The sequence below is a fragment of the Achromobacter veterisilvae genome, assembly GCF_037619525.1.
In the GTDB taxonomy this organism is placed as follows: Bacteria; Pseudomonadota; Gammaproteobacteria; order Burkholderiales; family Burkholderiaceae_B; genus Achromobacter; species Achromobacter veterisilvae.
Genome location: NZ_CP148753.1, coordinates 6,083,091 through 6,101,111 on the forward strand (window position 1 = coordinate 6,083,091; position 18,021 = coordinate 6,101,111).

At 68.1% G+C, this 18,021-nt stretch carries 14 protein-coding genes, 6 tRNA genes and 1 pseudogene; 16 read left to right on the forward strand and 5 right to left on the reverse strand.

The genetic code is table 11. The annotated features are described in order from the left end of the window. Positions 1 to 92: 92 nt before the first annotated feature. Positions 93 to 983, forward strand: a complete 891-nt coding sequence (locus tag WHX56_RS28310; RefSeq protein WP_129246026.1) for an HlyC/CorC family transporter — start codon at positions 93 to 95, stop codon at positions 981 to 983. Continuing rightward, complete coding sequence (gene lnt, locus WHX56_RS28315; protein WP_338879610.1) at positions 980 to 2,608, forward strand: apolipoprotein N-acyltransferase; 1,629 nt, start codon at positions 980 to 982, stop codon at positions 2,606 to 2,608. Before WHX56_RS28310 ends, lnt begins: the two co-directional genes overlap by 4 nt. 5 nt (positions 2,609 to 2,613) lie before the next feature. On the opposite strand, the gene WHX56_RS28320 is transcribed toward lnt, so the two are convergent. After that, positions 2,614 to 3,669, reverse strand: coding sequence for an aldo/keto reductase (locus tag WHX56_RS28320; RefSeq protein ID WP_287752580.1), 1,056 nt, complete (start codon positions 3,667 to 3,669; stop codon positions 2,614 to 2,616). A 401-nt stretch (positions 3,670 to 4,070) separates the two neighbouring features. On the opposite strand from WHX56_RS28320, the gene WHX56_RS28325 reads away from it, so the two are divergent. From WHX56_RS28325 to WHX56_RS28365, 9 genes are all read left to right on the forward strand, one after another. After that, positions 4,071 to 4,146: transfer RNA gene (locus WHX56_RS28325), tRNA-Ala, on the forward strand. A gap of 40 nt (positions 4,147 to 4,186) precedes the next feature. Continuing rightward, positions 4,187 to 4,262: transfer RNA gene (locus tag WHX56_RS28330), tRNA-Glu, on the forward strand. Between the two features lie 82 nt (positions 4,263 to 4,344). Continuing rightward, a tRNA-Asp gene (locus tag WHX56_RS28335) sits at positions 4,345 to 4,421 on the forward strand. Between the two features lie 105 nt (positions 4,422 to 4,526). Beyond that, a tRNA-Ala gene (locus WHX56_RS28340) sits at positions 4,527 to 4,602 on the forward strand. A gap of 33 nt (positions 4,603 to 4,635) precedes the next feature. After that, positions 4,636 to 4,711, forward strand: a tRNA-Glu gene (locus WHX56_RS28345). A gap of 69 nt (positions 4,712 to 4,780) precedes the next feature. After that, positions 4,781 to 4,857, forward strand: a tRNA-Asp gene (locus tag WHX56_RS28350). 212 nt (positions 4,858 to 5,069) lie between these two features. Beyond that, on the forward strand, positions 5,070 to 6,563 hold the full coding sequence (locus tag WHX56_RS28355; RefSeq protein ID WP_129247275.1) for a PAS domain S-box protein: 1,494 nt from the start codon (positions 5,070 to 5,072) through the stop codon (positions 6,561 to 6,563). A 243-nt stretch (positions 6,564 to 6,806) separates the two neighbouring features. Beyond that, on the forward strand, positions 6,807 to 7,823 hold the full coding sequence (bioB, locus tag WHX56_RS28360) for a biotin synthase BioB (RefSeq protein ID WP_129247273.1): 1,017 nt from the start codon (positions 6,807 to 6,809) through the stop codon (positions 7,821 to 7,823). Then, positions 7,820 to 8,695: an EamA family transporter gene (locus WHX56_RS28365; RefSeq protein WP_338881847.1), complete on the forward strand. Its 876-nt coding sequence runs from the start codon at positions 7,820 to 7,822 to the stop codon at positions 8,693 to 8,695. The genes bioB and WHX56_RS28365 overlap by 4 nt, the downstream gene beginning before the upstream one ends. 16 nt (positions 8,696 to 8,711) lie before the next feature. Here the strand turns inward: WHX56_RS28365 and WHX56_RS28370 are convergent, their stop codons facing one another. Both WHX56_RS28370 and WHX56_RS28375 read right to left on the reverse strand, forming a co-directional pair. Then, positions 8,712 to 10,073 (reverse strand): MFS transporter, encoded by a 1,362-nt coding sequence (locus WHX56_RS28370; protein WP_338879611.1) that lies wholly within the window; start codon positions 10,071 to 10,073, stop codon positions 8,712 to 8,714. 86 nt (positions 10,074 to 10,159) lie between these two features. Then, positions 10,160 to 10,663 (reverse strand): peroxiredoxin, encoded by a 504-nt coding sequence (locus WHX56_RS28375; RefSeq protein WP_338879612.1) that lies wholly within the window; start codon positions 10,661 to 10,663, stop codon positions 10,160 to 10,162. A gap of 244 nt (positions 10,664 to 10,907) precedes the next feature. Here WHX56_RS28375 and WHX56_RS28380 point away from each other — a divergent pair, with 244 nt between their 5' ends. Next, complete coding sequence (locus WHX56_RS28380; protein WP_129246504.1) at positions 10,908 to 11,330, forward strand: hypothetical protein; 423 nt, start codon at positions 10,908 to 10,910, stop codon at positions 11,328 to 11,330. A gap of 230 nt (positions 11,331 to 11,560) precedes the next feature. Here WHX56_RS28380 and WHX56_RS28385 read toward each other — a convergent pair whose 3' ends face one another. Beyond that, positions 11,561 to 12,439, reverse strand: a complete 879-nt coding sequence (locus WHX56_RS28385; RefSeq protein ID WP_338879613.1) for a dienelactone hydrolase family protein — start codon at positions 12,437 to 12,439, stop codon at positions 11,561 to 11,563. 61 nt (positions 12,440 to 12,500) lie between these two features. Next, complete coding sequence (locus WHX56_RS28390) at positions 12,501 to 16,040, reverse strand: DUF748 domain-containing protein (RefSeq protein WP_338879614.1); 3,540 nt, start codon at positions 16,038 to 16,040, stop codon at positions 12,501 to 12,503. A gap of 171 nt (positions 16,041 to 16,211) precedes the next feature. Here WHX56_RS28390 and moaC point away from each other — a divergent pair, with 171 nt between their 5' ends. The 4 genes and pseudogenes from moaC to moaB all read left to right on the forward strand — a co-directional run bounded on the left by moaC (position 16,212) and on the right by moaB (position 18,019). Continuing rightward, positions 16,212 to 16,700 (forward strand): cyclic pyranopterin monophosphate synthase MoaC, encoded by a 489-nt coding sequence (moaC, locus tag WHX56_RS28395; RefSeq protein ID WP_129246510.1) that lies wholly within the window; start codon positions 16,212 to 16,214, stop codon positions 16,698 to 16,700. Further along, positions 16,681 to 16,932 carry a MoaD/ThiS family protein gene (locus tag WHX56_RS28400; protein WP_129246512.1) on the forward strand — a complete coding sequence of 84 codons (252 nt, stop codon included), beginning with the start codon at positions 16,681 to 16,683 and terminating at the stop codon, positions 16,930 to 16,932. Before moaC ends, WHX56_RS28400 begins: the two co-directional genes overlap by 20 nt. Before the next feature lie 5 nt (positions 16,933 to 16,937). Beyond that, positions 16,938 to 17,390: pseudogene (locus WHX56_RS28405) on the forward strand (molybdenum cofactor biosynthesis protein MoaE); the annotation flags it as partial. A 107-nt stretch (positions 17,391 to 17,497) separates the two neighbouring features. Then, on the forward strand, positions 17,498 to 18,019 hold the full coding sequence (gene moaB / locus WHX56_RS28410; protein WP_129246514.1) for a molybdenum cofactor biosynthesis protein B: 522 nt from the start codon (positions 17,498 to 17,500) through the stop codon (positions 18,017 to 18,019). Positions 18,020 to 18,021: the final 2 nt, after the last annotated feature.

Consider the following 18,021-nt stretch of genomic DNA (forward strand, 5'->3'; position numbering starts at 1 on the left):
AGCGGTAGTTTCCCTCATTTTGGCCCCTGCCGTTACAAACTGGAAGCCACTTTCGGTTATGCTGGCTCTTCCACAACTTGTCCTCCCGGACGATGTCTGACCCTTATCCCGCTCCCGAAGCGACGCCTGCTCGCTCGTCCAAACCCGCCACCAAATCCCTTCTAGACCGCCTGCTTTCCCTCGTGCGCCGCGAGCCCGAGGACCGCGAAGGCATCAAGGCCGTCCTGGAAGCCGCGCACGACCGCCATCTGCTCGACGCGGAGTCCTACAAAATGATCAAGGGCGCGCTCGCCGTGTCCGAGGGCACCGTGGGCGACATCATGGTGCCGCGCTCGCGCATGGACCTGCTGGACGTCACGCAGCCCATTCCGTATCTCGTGGCCTCGGTTATCGAGACCGCGCATTCGCGCTTCCCCGTCTACGAAGGCGACCGCGACAACATCATCGGCATCCTGCTGGCCAAGGATCTGCTGCGCTGCATGCTGGAACCCGGCATCGAGTTGCGCACGCTGGTCCGCCCGGCCGTGTTCATCCCCGAATCCAAGCGCCTGAACGTGCTGCTGCACGAGTTCCGCGCCAGCCGCAACCACCAGGCCATCGTCATCGATGAACACGGCGGCATTTCGGGCCTGGTCACGATGGAAGACGTGCTGGAGCAGATCGTCGGCGACATCGAAGACGAATTCGACGAAACCGAGGAAGACTCGATCTTCCCCGAAGGCGAAAACCAGTGGCGCGTCCTGGCGGCCACCGATATCTCGCACTTCAACGACGTCTTCGGCTGCCAGTTGCCCGACGACGAATACGACAGCGTCGGCGGCTGGATGGGCGGCCAGTTGGGCCGCATCCCGCGCCGCGGCGACACCGCCGAGTTCGACGGCCTGCGCCTCGAAGTGGCCCGCGGCGACGCGCGCCGCGCCATCTGGCTGCGCGTCAAGCGCAACGCCTCGCCCCGCGCCTCCCAGTCCTCCGCCGACGCATGACGAGTTCTCCGCGCGGCCGTCTCCTGCGCGGCGCCGCCGGCCTGCTGCTGGCGGGCGCCGCGCACGCCCTGACCTTCTCGCCCGGCCCCTTGCCCGACTGGGCGCTGGCGGCAACCCAGGTCCTGATGCTGGCCATCGCCGCCCGCGCGACGCTGTACGCGCCCTCCGCCAGGCAGGCGTGGGCGCGCGGCTGGCTGTTCGGCTTCGCCACCTATGCGCTGGGCCTGTACTGGATCTTCATCAGCCTGCACCGCTACGGCGACCTGTCCGCGCCGCTGTCGGCCGCCGCCGTGCTGGCCCTGTCCGCGTTCCTGGCCCTGTTCCCGGCCACCGCGGCCGCGCTGGCGCGCCGCTATGCGCCGCTTTCGCCCGACTCTCCGCCTTCCCGCATCCTGTCGGGCACCCTGGCCTGGGCCGCGATGTGGGCCGCGTTCGAATGGCTGCGCGCCGTGCTGCTGACGGGATTCCCGTGGCTCAACATCGGCTATGCGCAGGTCGACGGCCCGATCGCGGGCTGGGCGCCGCTGCTGGGCGTGCACGGCATGGCGTTCCTGTCCGCCTTCGTCGCCGCCGCGGCCGCCAGCCTGTGGCAACCCTCGAAAAAGGCGGGGCCCGGCCCGCGCCACGCGCTGGCCGCCGGCATCGCGCTGGCGCTGGCCGCCGCCGGCTGGCCGCTGTCGCGCATCGACTGGTCCGCGCCCGCCGGCGATCCGCTGAACGTCCGGCTGGTCCAGGGCAACATCGAACAGTCCCAGAAATTCGACCCCGCCCTGCTCGAACAGAGCCTGATCCGGCACCTGGACCTGACGGCCATGCCGCCGGCGCCCGGCGTGCCCGCGCCGCAACTGATCATCCTGCCGGAAACCGTGCTGCCCCTCTTCCAGGACCAGCTCGATCCGCGCATCTGGAACACCTGGCGCGGCGTGGCCGCGCAGCGCAATACCGTCATCGCGATGGGCGTGCCGCTGCATGACCGCGTGGACGGGCGCGACCGCTACACCAACAGCGTCATGGGCTTCGACGGCGACACCCCGCTCGAACAGCTCCTGGCCGGCAACACCGCGATGCGCTACGACAAGCGCCACCTGGTGCCCTGGGGCGAATACGTGCCGCCGGGCTTCCACTGGTTCGTCGACATGCTGAACATTCCGCTGGGCGACTTCGACCGCGGCGCGCCGCGCCAGACGCCGTTCGCGGTGGGCGGCCAGCACCTCGCGTTCAACATCTGCTACGAAGACCTGTTCGGGCCGGACCTGCTGCCCGCGCTGCAACCGGGCCCCAATGGCGAACCGGGCGCGACGATTCTGGTGAACGTCAGCAACCTGGGCTGGTTCGGCGACTCCTGGGCCCTGCGCCAGCACCTGCAGATCGGCCGCTTGCGCACCATCGAAACCGCGCGGCCCATGCTGACCTCGACCAACACCGGCATCACCGCCGCCATCGACGCCCGCGGCCGCGTGGCGGCGCAGCTCGCGCCGCTGCAGGCCGGCGTGCTGCCGGTGGCCGTGCAGGGCATGACGGGCCTGACGCCCTATGCGCGCTTCGGCGACAAGACGGCCCTGGCCCTGATCGGCCTGGCGCTGATCGCGGCGGTCGGCAGCGGCCGCAAGACCCGCCGCCGCTGACGCCCTCAGGCGAACAGATTGGCCGGCAGCGCGCCGTTCTCTTCGGGTGGACGCAACGGCCCCGTTCCCGCGCCCGTCCGCTCGATCGCCGCGGCGATGGCGTCCATGTCCTCGCCGTCCAGTTCCAGCGCCGCGGCGCCGAGCAGCCCGTTCACCTGGGCCGCGCTGCGCGCGCCCACGATGGCTCCGGTCACGCCGGACCATGCCAGCGTCCAGCCCGCCGCCACCGCGGCGACGGTCGTGCCGTGGCGCTCGGCGACCGGCTTGAAGGCCTCGGCCAGCGCCAGGTTGCGTTCCAGGTTCGGCGATGCGAATTCCGCGTTGCGCGCCCGCCAATCGTCCTTGGGCAAGGCGCGCGCGCGGTCCACGCTGAAGCGGCCGGTCAACAGGCCGGACTGCATCGGGCTGTAGACGATGACGCCCGTGCCGTTGCGGGCGCACCAGGGGATCAGGTCGCCGCCGGCCGCGCGCTGGACCGCCGAGAACGGCGGCTGCAGCGTATCCACGTGGCCCAGGGCTTCGGCGTCCTGCAACTGCGCCAGATTGTGGTTCGACAGGCCCACGGCCCTGACCTTGCCTTCGCGCTTCAGGTCCAGCAGTACCTGCCAGTAGGTTTCCAGCGGCGTGCCGTCGCCGGCGGGCCAGTGCATCTGGTAGAGGTCGATGCGTTCCACTCCCAGGCGCCGCAGCGAGCCGTCGATTTCCCGGCGGATGCTGGCCGGCGCGCCCGTGCGCCGGGGCATTGCGCCCGGCTGTTCGGCGGACCAGGTCAGGCCGCATTTGGTGAAGACGTAGGGCCGCTCGTCCAGCGGCATCTGCGCCAGCGCGCGGCGCACGATCTCCTCGGAATGCCCCAGCCCGTAGACGGCCGCGGTGTCTATCCAGTTGATGCCGCGCTCCACCGCCCGGCGGATCGCCTCGATGGAGTCGGTGTCGTCCTGGGGGCCCCAGCCCACCGCCCAGCCGTTGCCGCCGATGGCCCAGGCGCCCAGGCCGATGCGGGTGATCGCCATGCCGGTGCGGCCCAGCGGGCGCGTGGGGAAAGAGGTGTTGCTGCTCATTGCGCTACGTCCATGTCTTGATGTCCGCCGCCGTCAGCCCCGCGGCGGGCTTCGCGGGCGCGCCACGCCGTCTTGGGACAACATCGCCGGACGCGGCGGATTTTTTTTGGATCACGATAGCATTCTCGCAAATCCTTGATTTTCCTGGGCTTGGCGCCGGCAAGGGTTTTCCGCCCTGCGCAAGAAACGCGCAAAACCGGGCTTGCGGGCATTCCCTGGCCCCTTTTTTTCGCAACTTTTTTGTTTTTTGCCGCAAAGCGACTTGCACACCCTATTTAGTTCGTGCATAATCTCGTTTCTTCGCCAACGGCACTAAACAAAACCGGCAACGACAGACGAAAATTTCGTGAAAACCTCTCGAAAAGTTCGTAAAAACGTTGAACGGAATTGATTAGAGAAACGGGGGTATAGCTCAGCTGGGAGAGCGCTTGCATGGCATGCAAGAGGTCAGCGGTTCGATCCCGCTTACCTCCACCAGTCCAAAGCGAAGAATGCAGTACGAGTTTTGCAGGTCCAGGTCCCCTTCGTCTAGAGGCCTAGGACATCACCCTTTCACGGTGAGTACAGGGGTTCGAATCCCCTAGGGGACGCCAGTTCGCTGGCAGCAGTAAGCAAGTAGTTTGATGCAGTACCTAGATGCAGTTGAAGTGACCAAGTAGTTGAGTAAGCCGCTGCGGAGCGGTAGTTCAGTTGGTTAGAATACCGGCCTGTCACGCCGGGGGTCGCGGGTTCGAGCCCCGTCCGCTCCGCCAAAAGCTCTCTCGCCCAGGGTCTTTCAAGAGCTCCGTATTCGGGGCTTTTTGCTTTTTAGGGTGTAAGGCCTGGTTGCCGGCAGTCTGTGGCAACGAGGATTCCTGGGGGGTATAGCTCAGCTGGGAGAGCGCTTGCATGGCATGCAAGAGGTCAGCGGTTCGATCCCGCTTACCTCCACCAGTAAGCAGTACGGTAGTAAAGTTGTTTGTTCAGGTCCCCTTCGTCTAGAGGCCTAGGACATCACCCTTTCACGGTGAGTACAGGGGTTCGAATCCCCTAGGGGACGCCAGTTCGCTGGCTTGCGGTACCCGCTGCCTTGACACCGCAGCGTAGTGAAGAAGTCAGAGTACACCGCTGCGGAGCGGTAGTTCAGTTGGTTAGAATACCGGCCTGTCACGCCGGGGGTCGCGGGTTCGAGTCCCGTCCGCTCCGCCAAGCAGCTTGCGCCGCTCGCAGGTTCCGCTTCAGCAGCATCCATCGAAGGCTCCGGTTTCCGGAGCTTTTTGCATTTCCGCTCCCGCGCTTTCGCGCAGCCTCCCCCTCCCGTCTCCTCCCGTACGCTCAGACTCGTCCGTTTCGCCATCTGGACAGCAGGACCGCGCGCCTTCATCCTTTGCGTTCATGCCCTGCGAAATGAAGAGGACTACGTGACCGCAAATGCCGCCGCCCCCCATGCGCACCGCCAGCATCTGCAGAGCATCATCGCTGGATTGAACGAAGGCATCATCCTGCTGGAAGCCAACGGCGCCATCGCCTGGGCCAATGCCAGCGCGCTGAGCCTGCATGGCGCCGACAAGCTCGAAGACCTGGGGGGCACCCCTTCCGGCTACCGCAAGCGCTACACCCTCACCTACCGCAATCGCCGCCGGGTGGCCGCCCGCCAGTATCCGCTGGACCGCCTGGCGGCGGCCGAACCGTTCGAAGACCTGCTGCTGAACCTGGGGCGCAAGGACGACGAGGAATTCCTGCGCAACGTGCGCGCGCGCGGGCTGAACCTGGAAAGCGGTGATGGCGCGGACTACCGCGTGCTGATCCTGCACGACCAGACCGGCCAGATCAACGCCGAGGAACGCTTCGAGCGGACCTTCGGCGCCAACCCCGCCCCCGCCCTGATCTGCCGGCTGTCCGACCTGCGCTACGTGAAAGTGAACCAGGGCTTCCTGGAAATGACGGGCTACGCGCGCGACGCCGTGCTGGGCAAATCGGCCTACGAACTGGACGTGCTGGACGGCGGCGACGACAAGGAAGACGCGGTCGCCCGGCTCAACGAAGGGCAGACCATCCCGCAGCGCGAAGGCGTGGTGAAACTGGCGGACGGCGGCGAGAGATTCGTGATCGTCGCCGGACAGCCCATCGACATGCACGGCGAACCCTGCATGCTGTTGACCTTCATCGACCTGGAGGCCCGCAAGCGCACCGAACTGGCCTTGCGCGAAAGCGAAGAACGGTTCTCGAAGGCCTTCCGCCTGGCGCCCGTGCCCATGGCCCTGTGCGAAGGCGACAACCTGGGCGTGCTGGACGTCAACGACGCGTTCGCGGCGGCCATCGGCGCCGACGCGGAAAACTGCATCGGGCAGACCCTCAGCGGGCTGGGCCTGCAACCCTACGAGGGCATGGCCGCGGGCCTGAAGCGCGGAGAAAGCGCCCGCAACCGGGAGGCCGCGCTGGCCACGCCGGACGGCGGGCAACTGGACTGCCTGGTGTCGGCCGAACCCGTCATGATCGGCGGGCAGCGGCGCGCGCTGGTCGTGATGCAGGACATCACCGAACGCAAGCGCTCCGAGACCGAGCTGCTGACCGCCATCGAGGCCGTCATGCAGGACACCTCCTGGTTCAGCCGCGGCATCATCGAAAAGCTGGCGCAACTGCGCCAGCCCGCGCCCGCCACGCGCGACGTGGCGGAACTGGCGCAGCTCACCTCGCGCGAACGCGAGGTGCTGGGCCTGATGTGCCAGGGCCACGACGACGACGGCATCGCCAGGAGCCTGAAACTGTCGCGCAACACGGTGCGCAATCACGTGGCCACGATCTACAGCAAGATCGGCGTGCACCGCCGCAGCGCGGCCATCGTCTGGGCCCGCGACCGCGGCATCACCGGCCACGAGCCCGCCCGCAGGACGGGCAAGCGGCAGAAGGACTGAGCACGCCGTTATTTTACAATTTGATTCAAAATAACCCGGCCCGCCGCGTCGCCGAAGATGAGGACGACTTAGCGTCCGGGGACAGCCAAAATCCCCCATTTCCGTCAAAACAACCTTCTACCACCCTTCAATTCCAGCAATACCGCCTGCATTGCGCAAACCCTGCACAGCTTCTTACGATCCGCCGATCCCGCCCTTGCCCGGCAAGCGGCGCGATTCCGCAAGACCGACAGGAGCCCGACCATGCAGACCGCCTACATCCCCATCCCGACGGCCGCCAAGCCCAAGGCCGCGCCCGCCTGGAGCGCCGCCGGCATCATGGCGCTCTACGAGCTGCCGTTCATGGACCTGGTTTTCCGCGCCCAGCAGACGCACCGCGCCCACTTCGACCCGAACGCCATCCAGTTGTCCAGCCTGCTGTCGATCAAGACCGGCGGCTGTCCCGAGGACTGCGCCTATTGCCCGCAGTCTTCGCACTACGACACCGGCCTGGACGCCGACAAGCTGATGCCGCTGGAAGACGTGGTGGCGGCGGCCCGCGCCGCGCAGGCCGGCGGCGCGCAGCGCTTCTGCATGGGCGCCGCCTGGCGCAGCCCCAAGCCCCACCACCTGGACGCGGTGGCCGAGATGGTCGGCGCCGTCAAGGCGCTGGGGCTGGAAACCTGCGTCACCCTGGGCATGCTGCGCGACGGGCAGGCCGAACAGCTCAAGCAGGCCGGCCTGGACTACTACAACCACAACCTGGACACCTCGCCCGAGTTCTACGGCAAGATCATTTCCACTCGCACCTACCAGGACCGCCTGGACACCCTGGACCGCGTGCGCGACGCCGGCATCAGCGTGTGCTGCGGCGGCATCGTGGGCATGGGCGAATCGCGGCGCGAGCGCGCCGGCCTGATCGCCCAGTTGGCCAGCATGGAGCCCTACCCCGAATCCGTGCCGATCAACAACCTCGTCCAGGTGGAAGGCACGCCGCTGGCCGGCGTGGAGCCGCTGGATCCGTTCGAATTCGTCCGCACCATCGCGGTGGCCCGCATCGCCATGCCGCGCGCCGCGGTGCGGCTGTCGGCCGGCCGCGAAGCCATGGACGACGCGCTGCAGGCGCTGTGCTTCATGGCCGGCGCCAATTCCATGTTCTACGGCGACGCGCTGCTGACCACCGCCAACCCCCAGATGGAAGCCGACCAGCGCCTGCTGGCGCGCCTGGGCATGCGGATCGACGCCGCGCAGCACACCTCGGAAGCGCTGGCGTGCCGCTGACCCCGGGCCTGCTCTACCTGCTGGCCAGCGTCGCGTGCAGCGTGACCGTGGCCGTGCTGCTGAAGCTGGCCAGGCGCTGGCAGGTGGACGTGCGGCAGGCCATCGCCATGAACTACCTCGTGGCCGCCCTGCTCTGCTGGGCCGTGCTGCGGCCCGATCCCGCCGGCGTGCTCACGCCGCGGACGCCCTGGCTGGTGCTGGCCGCGCTGGGCGTGCTGCTGCCCAGCGTGTTCCTGGCGATGGCGGCGGCCGTGCGCCATGCCGGCATCGTGCGCAGCGACGCGGCGCAGCGCCTGTCGCTGTTCATTCCGCTGCTGGCGGCGTTCCTGCTGTTCGGCGAGCCGCCCAGCGGCCGCAAGCTGGCGGCGGCGCTGCTGGCCGCCGGCGCGCTGTACTGCCTGCTGCGCCGCGCCGCCCCCGCGCAGGCGCCCGCGGACGGCGGGCCCGGCGGCGGCCGCGCGGCGTGGCTGTGGCCGCTGGCCGTCTGGCTGGGCTACGGCGTCATCGACATCCTGTTCAAGCAGATGGCGCGCGCGGGCACCGCCTTCGCGGGCGGCCTGCTCCTGGCCTTCGTCATCGCCGGGCTGCTGATGCTGGCGTACCTGCTGCTGCGCCGGGTGCGCTGCCGGCCCAGGCACCTGGCCGCGGGCGTGGCGCTGGGGCTGGCGAACTTCGGCAACATCCTGACCTATATCCGCGCGCACCAGTCGCTGCCGGAACATCCCGCGCTGGTGTTCGCGTCGATGAACATGGGCGTTATCACGCTGGGCACGCTGGTCGGCGCGCTGGCCTTCCGCGAGCCGCTGTCGCGGCTGAATATCGCGGGCGTCGCCCTGGCCCTGGCCGCCATCGTGCTGATGGCGCCCTGGTGAGAGCGCCGTCCCGGGGTCAGGTGCCGGTGCGGGCCTCGCGCCCGCCGTCGGCTTCGTCCTCGGCCGGGTCCGCCGGCGCGGGCCCGGCCGCCGGGGCGATGCCCGCCGGATCGGGCTGCGCCATTTCCATGGCGATATCGTTCTCGGGATCCACGCGCGGATCCAGCACCGCCGCGGCGGGCGAACTCTGCAGGGTGTCGGGCATCGGCACGAAGTGCGTCGGCGCCTCTTCCACCTGGTGCGCGCCGGTGACGCGCGTGGGGCGGACGTGCCAGACCAGGATCAGCGCGCAGGCCGACGTGAACACGTAGTACATGCTGGGGCCGGCCAGGGACATCATCACCCCCGCGATCATGGGGCCCACGCAGGCCCCCACGCCGTAGGTCATGAGCAGGACGGCCGACAGGCTGACGCGGCGCTCGGACTCGACGTGGTCGTTGGCGAACGCCGCGCCCAGCGGATACAAGGTGAACTGCAACACGCCGAACACACAGGACATGGCGACCAGCGCCCAGTACGGCAGCGCCAGCCAGCCCCACATGACGGCGGGCAGCAGCACCAGCAGCAAGGCATTGAAGCGGATCATGCCGGCCCGGTTGATGCGGTCGGACAGCCAGCCCATGGGCCATTGCGACAGCAGGCCCGCGGTCACCGCGGCGGCCACGAAGATGGCCGCCTGCGACGTGGACAGGCCGTGCTTGGCCGCGTAGACCGCCGCCAGGCCGTAGAAAGCGCCGGAAAGATTGCCCGCCACGAACAGCACCGTCATCGACAGCGGCACGCGCCGCATGAAGAAACGGATGTCCAGCGGCGCCGGCAGCGGCGTCGGCGGGTGGGAGCGCGCCGTGACGGCGATGGGCACCAGGCACAGCACCAGGCACATCGCCACCAGGGTCAGCGGCCGCAGGTCCAGCGTGGCGTAGGCGGTCAGGGCCAGTTGCCCCAGCACCGTGCCCAGGCCGGACACGACCATGTAGACGGAGAAGACGCGGCCGCGCTGGTGGTTTTCGGTCTGCTCGTTGAGCCAGCTCTCGATCACCATGAATTCGGTCACCATCACGATGCCCGAAATGACGCGGAACACCAGCCACAGCGGCATGGAGTCGACCAGCGTCTGGGCCAGGATCATGCTGGTGGCGATGGCGGCGCAGGCGACGAACGCTCGGATGTGGCCCACGCGGATGATCAGCCGATGGCCCAGCCGCGCCCCGCACACCAGGCCCAGGTAGTAGCCGGCGATCAGGGCGCCGATCCACACTTCGCTGACGGACTGCGCCGTCAGCCGCAGGCCCATGTAGGTGTTGAACAGACCCGTGCCGATCAGCATCAGCAAGGTCGCGAAATACAGCGACGAGAATGAGGAGAGGGTGGCAAGCATGGCGTCGGCAACCGCCGCTGGCGGCAGCGCCGCGGGCCGCCGGGGCGGCTCGCGGCGTTAAGCGGTAAAACGGGAACTGCGTTGGGTCAGACTTGCGACAGCATCGTGGCGGCGTCGCTGACTTCGAACTTGCCAGGCGCCTCGACGTTCAGTTGCTTGACCACGCCGTCGACGATCAGCGCCGAGTAGCGCTGCGAACGCACGCCCATGCCGCGCGGGACCAGGTCCAGCTCCAGGCCCAGTTCCTTGGTCCACAGGGCGGAACCGTCGGCCAGCATGCGGACCTTGCCGTCCGTCTTCTGTTCGCGGCCCCAGGCGCCCATGACGAACGCGTCGTTGACGGACACGCACCAGATTTCATCGACGCCCTTGGCCTTCAGGGCGGCGGCCTGCTCCACGTAGCCCGGCAGATGCTTGGCCGAGCAGGTGAGCGTGAACGCGCCCGGCACGGCGAACAGCGCGATGGTCTTGCCACGGGCCAGGTCGGCGACCTGGAACGCGTTGGGGCCCAGCGAGCAGCCGGCGGTTTCGGTTTCGATGAATTCGGTCAGGGTGCCGTCCGGCACGCGGTCGCCGACTTTGATCGTCATGTGGATCTCCATGGGGAAAAAGGGGCAATGCATTGGGGCGGGATCGCTCCACAGGCTCCATCATAGTTCTTGCGCGGCCGCCCTGCTGGACGGCGGGCCGCGAGAAAAGAAGATGAACAGTCTGAAACGACTCCACACCGCGGCATCATGGCCTCGAAACGGCTGATTGCCATAATGCCGCAATGGAAATCCTTGCCGGCGGACGCCTTCAACCGGCGCGCGGGCAGCAAGCGGAGATTCACCGATACGCAAGATCTTGACCGGCCTGGCCTGGGTGCTGGGCGCAGTTTCTCCCGCCTGGGCGGCCCCGGACGCCAGCGAACAGGCCCAGTACGACTCCTTCGTCATGGCCGCCGGCGCGTCCAACGGCGCCGCCCGCGCCTGCGGCGCCTCCGAGCCCGACCTGGCCCAGCATCAGGCCACCGCCCGCAAGAACCTGCTCCAGTACGCCCAGGAGTACGGATTTTCCGCGGGCGGCTACGACGCGCTGTTCCAGAAGGGGCAGGCCGAGGGCAAGACGATGATGGACGAAATGAAGCGTTCGGGCGTGGACGGCTGCCGGGGCGTGCTGGGCGGGTTCCAGAGCGAGCGGGTCATGGAGTACGAGGAGATGAAGAATGCGTTGGCCGAGGTCAACGATGGGTTGCCGGGGGAGGATGCGAAGTAGAGGTGTGGGGCGGGTATTAGTGGTAGTGTCTGACACCCGTACGAGCTGGTCTATGGTCTGCACTGGCGCAGCCGGGTGTCTGACACCCCCGAGGGAAGAGAGTGTTGCCGCGATTGGTGTCAGACACCTGCACATACCTGCAGGCCAGTGTCAGACACCCCTACGGCAAGGCCTATCAAGCCTGAAGCAACGCCTCACGGGTGTCTGACACCAACGAATCCACGAGCCCCTCAAAGCCCGTTCTGCTTGAACCAGTCCAGCATCCGGGTCCAGGCCTGCTCCGCTTCCGCCTTCCGGTAAGACGGCCGGTAATCCGCGTGGAACGCGTGCGGCGCATCCGGATAGACGTCGATCCGGGACGCCTTGGCCGCCGCCGGCCCCTGGGCCAGCGCGACCCGCATGCGGTCCACGTCGGCCTGCGGAATCCCCGCGTCCTTGCCGCCATAGGCCCCCAGCACCGGCGCCTTCAGCTCGTTCACCAGGCTGATCACGGACTTCGGCTTCAGTTCGCTCGGTTCGCCCGCCAATTGGCCGTACCAGGCCGCGCCGGCCTTCAGCTTGGGATTGTGCGCGGCGTACAGCCAGACCTGGCGGCCGCCCCAGCAGAAGCCCAGGATGCCCAGCTTGTCCGTATCGCCGCCGTTGGCGGCGGCCCAGGCGGCGGTGGCGTCCAGGTCGCCCTGCACCTGGGCGTCCGGCACCTTGCCGATCACCTCCGCCTGCAGCTTGGGGATCTCGGTGTACTTGGAAGGATCGCCCTGCCGGGCGAACAGTTCGGGCGCGACGGCCAGGTAGCCCTGGTGGGCCAGCCGGCGGCATACGTCCTGGATGTATTCGTGCACCCCGAATATCTCCGACACCACGATCAGCGTGGGCAGGCCCTTCTTGCCCTGCGGCGCCGCGCGGTAGGCGGGAATCTTGCCGTCGGGGGCCGGGATGTCGACCTTGCCCGCCGTGAGGCCGTCGGCATTCGTGGATATGGCGGTCTGCGCCACGGCCTGGCCGGCGGCCAGCGAAAATCCGGCCGCCACCGACGTGGCGATGAATCCCCGCCGGTCCAGCCTCAGCGGCGGAAGCAGGCTATCGAACTGCGCGTCCTGGTCTTTCATCGAGCATCTCCTGACAAAGGCCGGCCCGGGGCGCCCCGCGCCCCCCGGCGGCCAGCCGGGTTCACTTCAGGGAGAAGTCCACGCGCGAGGGCTGCCCCTCGTCCTTGATGCCATCGGCGTCCAGTTGCGGCGCAACGATGAACACCCGTTCCGCGAGTCCTTCCTGGGCTTGCAGCTTCTCATAAACCGCCTGCGCGCGGGCATCCGCCAATTGCCGCAGTTGCTCTTCGCCGACGGGCGCCACGCCGCGCAACATCTGTTCCATCTGCTCCGCCGGCACGGACTTCGCCATGCCGATGAAGTTGCGCGGCTTGTCCTTGATGTCCGTATCGTCGTAGACCTCTTCGAGGTACTTGGCGCGCTCGGCGGCCGATACCTGGACGCCGGCCGGATTCGGCTTCTTGCCGCGCGGCGCGGTGTCGGCGGCCTTGGCGGCGCGGATCTGGCCATCGACCCAGGCCTCGCGCAGGCCGTCCATGTCGGTCTTGGGATCGGCCCGGCCGCTGATGTCCATCTTCAGCGCGGGACGGTCCAGGAGAGCCTTGGTCAGCGTGTCGATGCGCTGCACGCTGTCCTCCGTCAGCGCCGCGCTGCCGGGCGCGAATTCCACGTAGGACAGTTCCTCGCCGCCGCCGAACGCGGAAGCCAGCAGACTGAAGGGGGACGTCACCGCCTTGACCACCAGGTTCATCAGCACGCGGACCACGATGCCGCCGACCGAGAACTCGGGATCGTCCAGCGATCCGGAAATCGGCAGGTTGATGTCGATGTTGCCGCGCGAGTCCTTCAACAGGGCCACAGCCAGCAGCACGGGCAGCTTGGTCGCGTCGGGGCTGTTGGTCTTGTCGCCGAAGGTCAACTGGTTGAGCACCACGTGGTTGGAGGCCTGCAGCGCGCGGTCCTTGATCTTGTATTCCAGGTCGACCGAAAGCTTGCCGCGCTTGATGGGATAACCCACGTACTTGGCGGAATAGGTGTTGAAACGCGGCAGGTCCACGCCCTTGGCCGAGGCCTTCAGGTCCAGCGACAGGTATTTGGCGAACGGCTGCACGATGCCGCTGATGGACAGGGGCGCAGTCGTGTAGACGCGGCCGGTGACCTTCACCTTGGCGGGCTGGGGATTGGTGGACGACACCGCCGTGATGGAACCTTCGATGCTGGAGAGTTCCGCCACGTAGTTGGGCTTCACGAAGCGGTCCGTGAAGGTCATGCGGCCTCGGTTCAGGGTGACGCTGTTGACCGAGATATCCGGCATGGCGCTGGCGCCGCCGCCCTTGGCGGCCGCCGCCGGCGGCGGCGCGGCGCTGCGGCCCGGCGTCTGGGTGTCCTGCGTGATGGATCCGCCGGCCTGGCCGGGCGCGGCCACCAGGTCCATGACGTTCAGGCGCCCCTGCGCATTGAGCAGCACGCGGCCGTAGAAGTCTTCGAGCGCGATGTCGCCCAGCCTGGCGCCGATCTTGTCGCCCGCCACCGAGATGTCCATGCCCGAGAAGCCCAGCCGCTTCCAGTTCAGGAAGTCGTCGTTGTTGACCCGGTCCTGGAGGTCCACGCCCGTGATTTCGACGCCGCCCTTCCAGCCGGCCTTCATGGGCGCGCCGCCGGCCGCGGCCGCGAATTCCGCGTTGCCCTTGGCGCCCAGCGTGATGGCGCGCACGGTGGCGTTCAGGCTCGAGGCCGCGTACGGCGCGAAGGACGCGACGTTCAGCTCCGACAGGTCCACGCTCGTCTTCGCGGTCAGCGGCTGAAGCGTGAAAGCCCCCGCCAGGCCCAGCTTGCCGTTGCCCTGGATGCCGTCGGCGGCCAGCGTGAAGTTGCTCTCGCCCGGCCCCATGGCCACGCGGTCGGCGGTCACGCGCAGGCTTTGCAGGGCGATGTCCAGCGCGGGCTTGAGGGATTCGTCGCGCGCCTTGAACTGGGTGAGGTCGGCCTGCACGGCGGTGGCGGACGCGTCGACGGCGCCGTTGCGCTCGCGCACGTGCACCTGGGCCGCCGCGCCCAGCCGGCCGTCGAGCAGCGAAACCGGCGCCGCGCTGCGCACGGCCGGCGCCAGGGGGGCCAGCGCGACGTTGCCCAGGCGCACGCCCAGTTCCAGCGACAGCGGTTTCAGGACCAGCGGCCCCTTGGCGCGCAGCCAGCCGCCGTCGGTGCTGTTGTCCATGGTCAGCCACAGGTCGATGGGCTCGTCCTTCACCTGGGGCAGCGCCACGCCCTCGACCGTGGCGGCCAGGCCGGTCATGACGTAGTCCAGCTTGCTGATGGCGTCGGTGACGTACACCTCGCCTTCATGCAGGTTGAAGGCGTCCAGCGCCACCTTCCACTCGCCGGGCGCCGCGGCGGGCGCGGGCTGGGGTTCGGACGCCGCGGGCGCGGCCCCATCGGCGGAGACCGCCGCCGGCGCGGGCGCCGCGGCGTGGGCCGCGGGCGGCGGCGCGTCGGCCGGGGCGGCCTGTTCCGCTGCGTCGCCCGACGGCTTCAGTCCGCTGGCTTTCCTGAGCTTGTCGGCCACCGGCGTGGCGGTCGGCTCGACGCCGCCAAGCTGCTTCAACTGGGCGATCACGTCCTGCCAGTTCAGGTGCTCGTTGGCGTAGCGCCGCACGTGGACCTGCGGGGCCCAGAGCCCCACCTCGCCCACGTAGACGCGGCGGGCTATCGGTTCCAGTTCCAGGCGGCTGACGGTCAGCGCGCTCCAGGCCGCCAGGCCCTGGCCCTCGGTATCGCGCAGGTCGAGCCTGCGCAGGCCGAGGTCGCCCACGACGCGGATCTTGGGCGGCGCGTCCTTGGGCTGCTCGAAGACGACCTGCAGGTTGGAGTCCAGCAGCGCGCTCTCGACCTTGAACGGCAGGGGCATGGGCCAGACGTCCGCCCACTTTTCCAGTTGCAGCCCGCTGAAGGCCACGCGCAGGGTGGACGAAGGCACCACGTCGAACGGACGGGCCACGCCGGTCAGGTCGAAGGGGCTGCCGTTGATGCGCAGGTGCAGGCGGGGCTGGACGTCGATGTCGGTGGCATAGCCGAAGGTGGAAATGAACGGCACGCCCACGCCCAGCTCGTCCACGACCTGCTTGCGGCCGGTGACCTTGTCGTCCAGCGTGACCGAGCCGTTCTCGATGACCATGTTGTTCAGCGAGAAACGGGGCGGCCCTTCGTCCGGCTTGGGCGGTTCTTCGGGCTTGGCGGCTGCCAATTCGGCCACCCGTTGCTGAATATCAGAGAAATTGAACCGGGCGACGTCCTCGCGGACGATGGCGATGTTAGGCTCGCGCAGCGTCAAGCGGTCGACGACGGGCGCGAACCAGAACAGCGAGGTCCAGGCGGCGCTGGCGTCCAGTTCGGCCAGCGTCAGCAACGGCGTCGGCGAGCCGGGCTGGGCCACGGCGAGGTCGCGCGCGCGGACGGTCAGCGTGAAGGGATTGAAGGTGATTTTGCCGACGGAAACGTCGCGGCCGATCATCTTGGAGACGTCCTGCGTCAGGACGTTGCCCAGGACCTTGGGGACCTGCCAGGCGGCGACGCCGAAGAGGATCAGTATGAATGCCGCGATGCCCAGAAGAATCTTGCCGACCCGGCGTGTCAACCGAAGCTTTGGCATCCGCAAGGGCATTGCGCGTCTCCTGATACGAATTGAAGGCCGTGCGATCCCGTCCTTCTAATGACTACAGGCGCGATTATCGCGCCCCCTGCACCGCTCGTCTATCATAGGCGTATCAGCGGCCTTGCCCGGCCAGCCGGGGCCGCCCTTTTCAATCATTAACAATTCTCGCTCCCGATTCCCATGACCACGTCCACCCCTACCTTGAGCCACCTGGATGAAGCCGGCCAGGTCCGCATGGTCGACGTCATCGCCAAGACGGACACCGAGCGCGTGGCCATCGCCGCCGCCAGCGTGCGCATGAACGCCGTGGCCTACGGCCTGCTGACCCAGCCGGGCCAGGGCAAAGGCGAGGTCCTCAACACCGCCCGCGTGGCCGCCATATTGGCCGCCAAGCGCTGCGCCGAGCTGATCCCGCTGTGCCACAGCCTGCCGCTGTCCTTCGTCGGCGTCGAGTTCGCGCTGGACGACGCCGCGCATCGCATCGACATCCTGGCCACCTGCCGCACCAGCTACAAGACGGGCGTGGAAATGGAGGCCATGACGGCCTGCAGCGTGGCCGCGCTGACCATCTACGATATGTGCAAGGCCGCCGACAAGGGCATCGTGATCGAGCAAGTTCGCCTCAAGTACAAGGCGGGAGGAAAAAGCGGTGAATGGCGCAACGATTAATCTTCTCTATTTCGCGCGCGTGGCCGAACTGGTCGGCAAGCGCTCCGAGGCCTGGCCCCTGGAAGCGGATTCCACCGGCGCGCAACTGCTTGCCGCCCTGGGCGAACGCTATCCCCAGCTTGCTCCCGCCGCGCGCCTGAAACTGGCCATCAACCAGACCCACGCCAAGCCCTCCGCCCCCATCCGCGCGGGCGACGAGGTCGCGGTATTCGAACCCGTCACCGGAGGGTGAACGCCATGATCAGCGTCCAGGAAGCCGATTTCGACGGCGCCGCGCTCACGGCCGCGCTGCGCGAACGCGCGGGGCCGGGCGTGGGCGGCATCGTCACCTTCGTGGGCTATGTGCGCGACTACGCGCCGGATACGCCCACCGACACGCTCTTTCTCGAACACTATCCCGGCATGTGCGAACGCGAGCTCGAGGAAATCGCCGCGACCGCCCGCGACCGCTGGAACCTGGACGGCACCGTCATCGTGCACCGGGTGGGCGCGCTGCCGCGCAACGCCCAGATCGTCTTCGTGGCGGCGGCCAGCGCCCACCGCGGCGACGCTTTCCGCGGCTGCGAATACATCATCGACGCGCTCAAGACCCGCGCGCCCTTCTGGAAGCGCGAGACCCTCGCGGGCGGCGGCAGCTTCTGGGTGGAACAACGCCAATCCGACCAGGACCGCACGCAGTCCTGGGATGAAAAGGCCCCCACGCCGCACGCTACGCGCTTGCAGCCCCCCGAGGGGGCCGTTTTTGCCTCGGGGCGGCCCAGCGGCAAAAAATCCTCAACGACAAAGAAGGAGCATCCATGAGCGACGAAAGCCCCGTTTCCCTGGCCTGCGCCGTGCTGACGGTCAGCGACACCCGCAGCGCGGGCGACGACACGTCCGGCAACCTGCTTGCCCAGAACCTGGCGCGCGCGGGCCACCAGTGCGTGCGCCGGGACATCGTCAAGGACAACGTCTACCAGATCCGCCGCATCCTGAGCGACTGGATCGCCGACCCGGAAGTCCAGGTCATCCTGACGACCGGCGGCACCGGCTTCTCGCACCGCGACTACACGCCCGCGGCCGTGCTGCCCCTGTTGGACCGCGAGATTCCCGGCTTCGGCGAGCTTTTCCGCCAGATCTCCCATACCGAGATCGGCAGCTCCACCATCCAGTCCCGGGCCTTCGCCGGCTCCGCGAACCAGACGCTGATCTTCTGCCTGCCGGGTTCCAACAACGCCTGCGAAACCGCCTGGGAACAGATCCTCCGCGAACAGCTCGACAGCCGCCACCGCCCGTGCAATTTCGCCACGCACTTCAAGAACCGCGAAGAAGACAACTGACC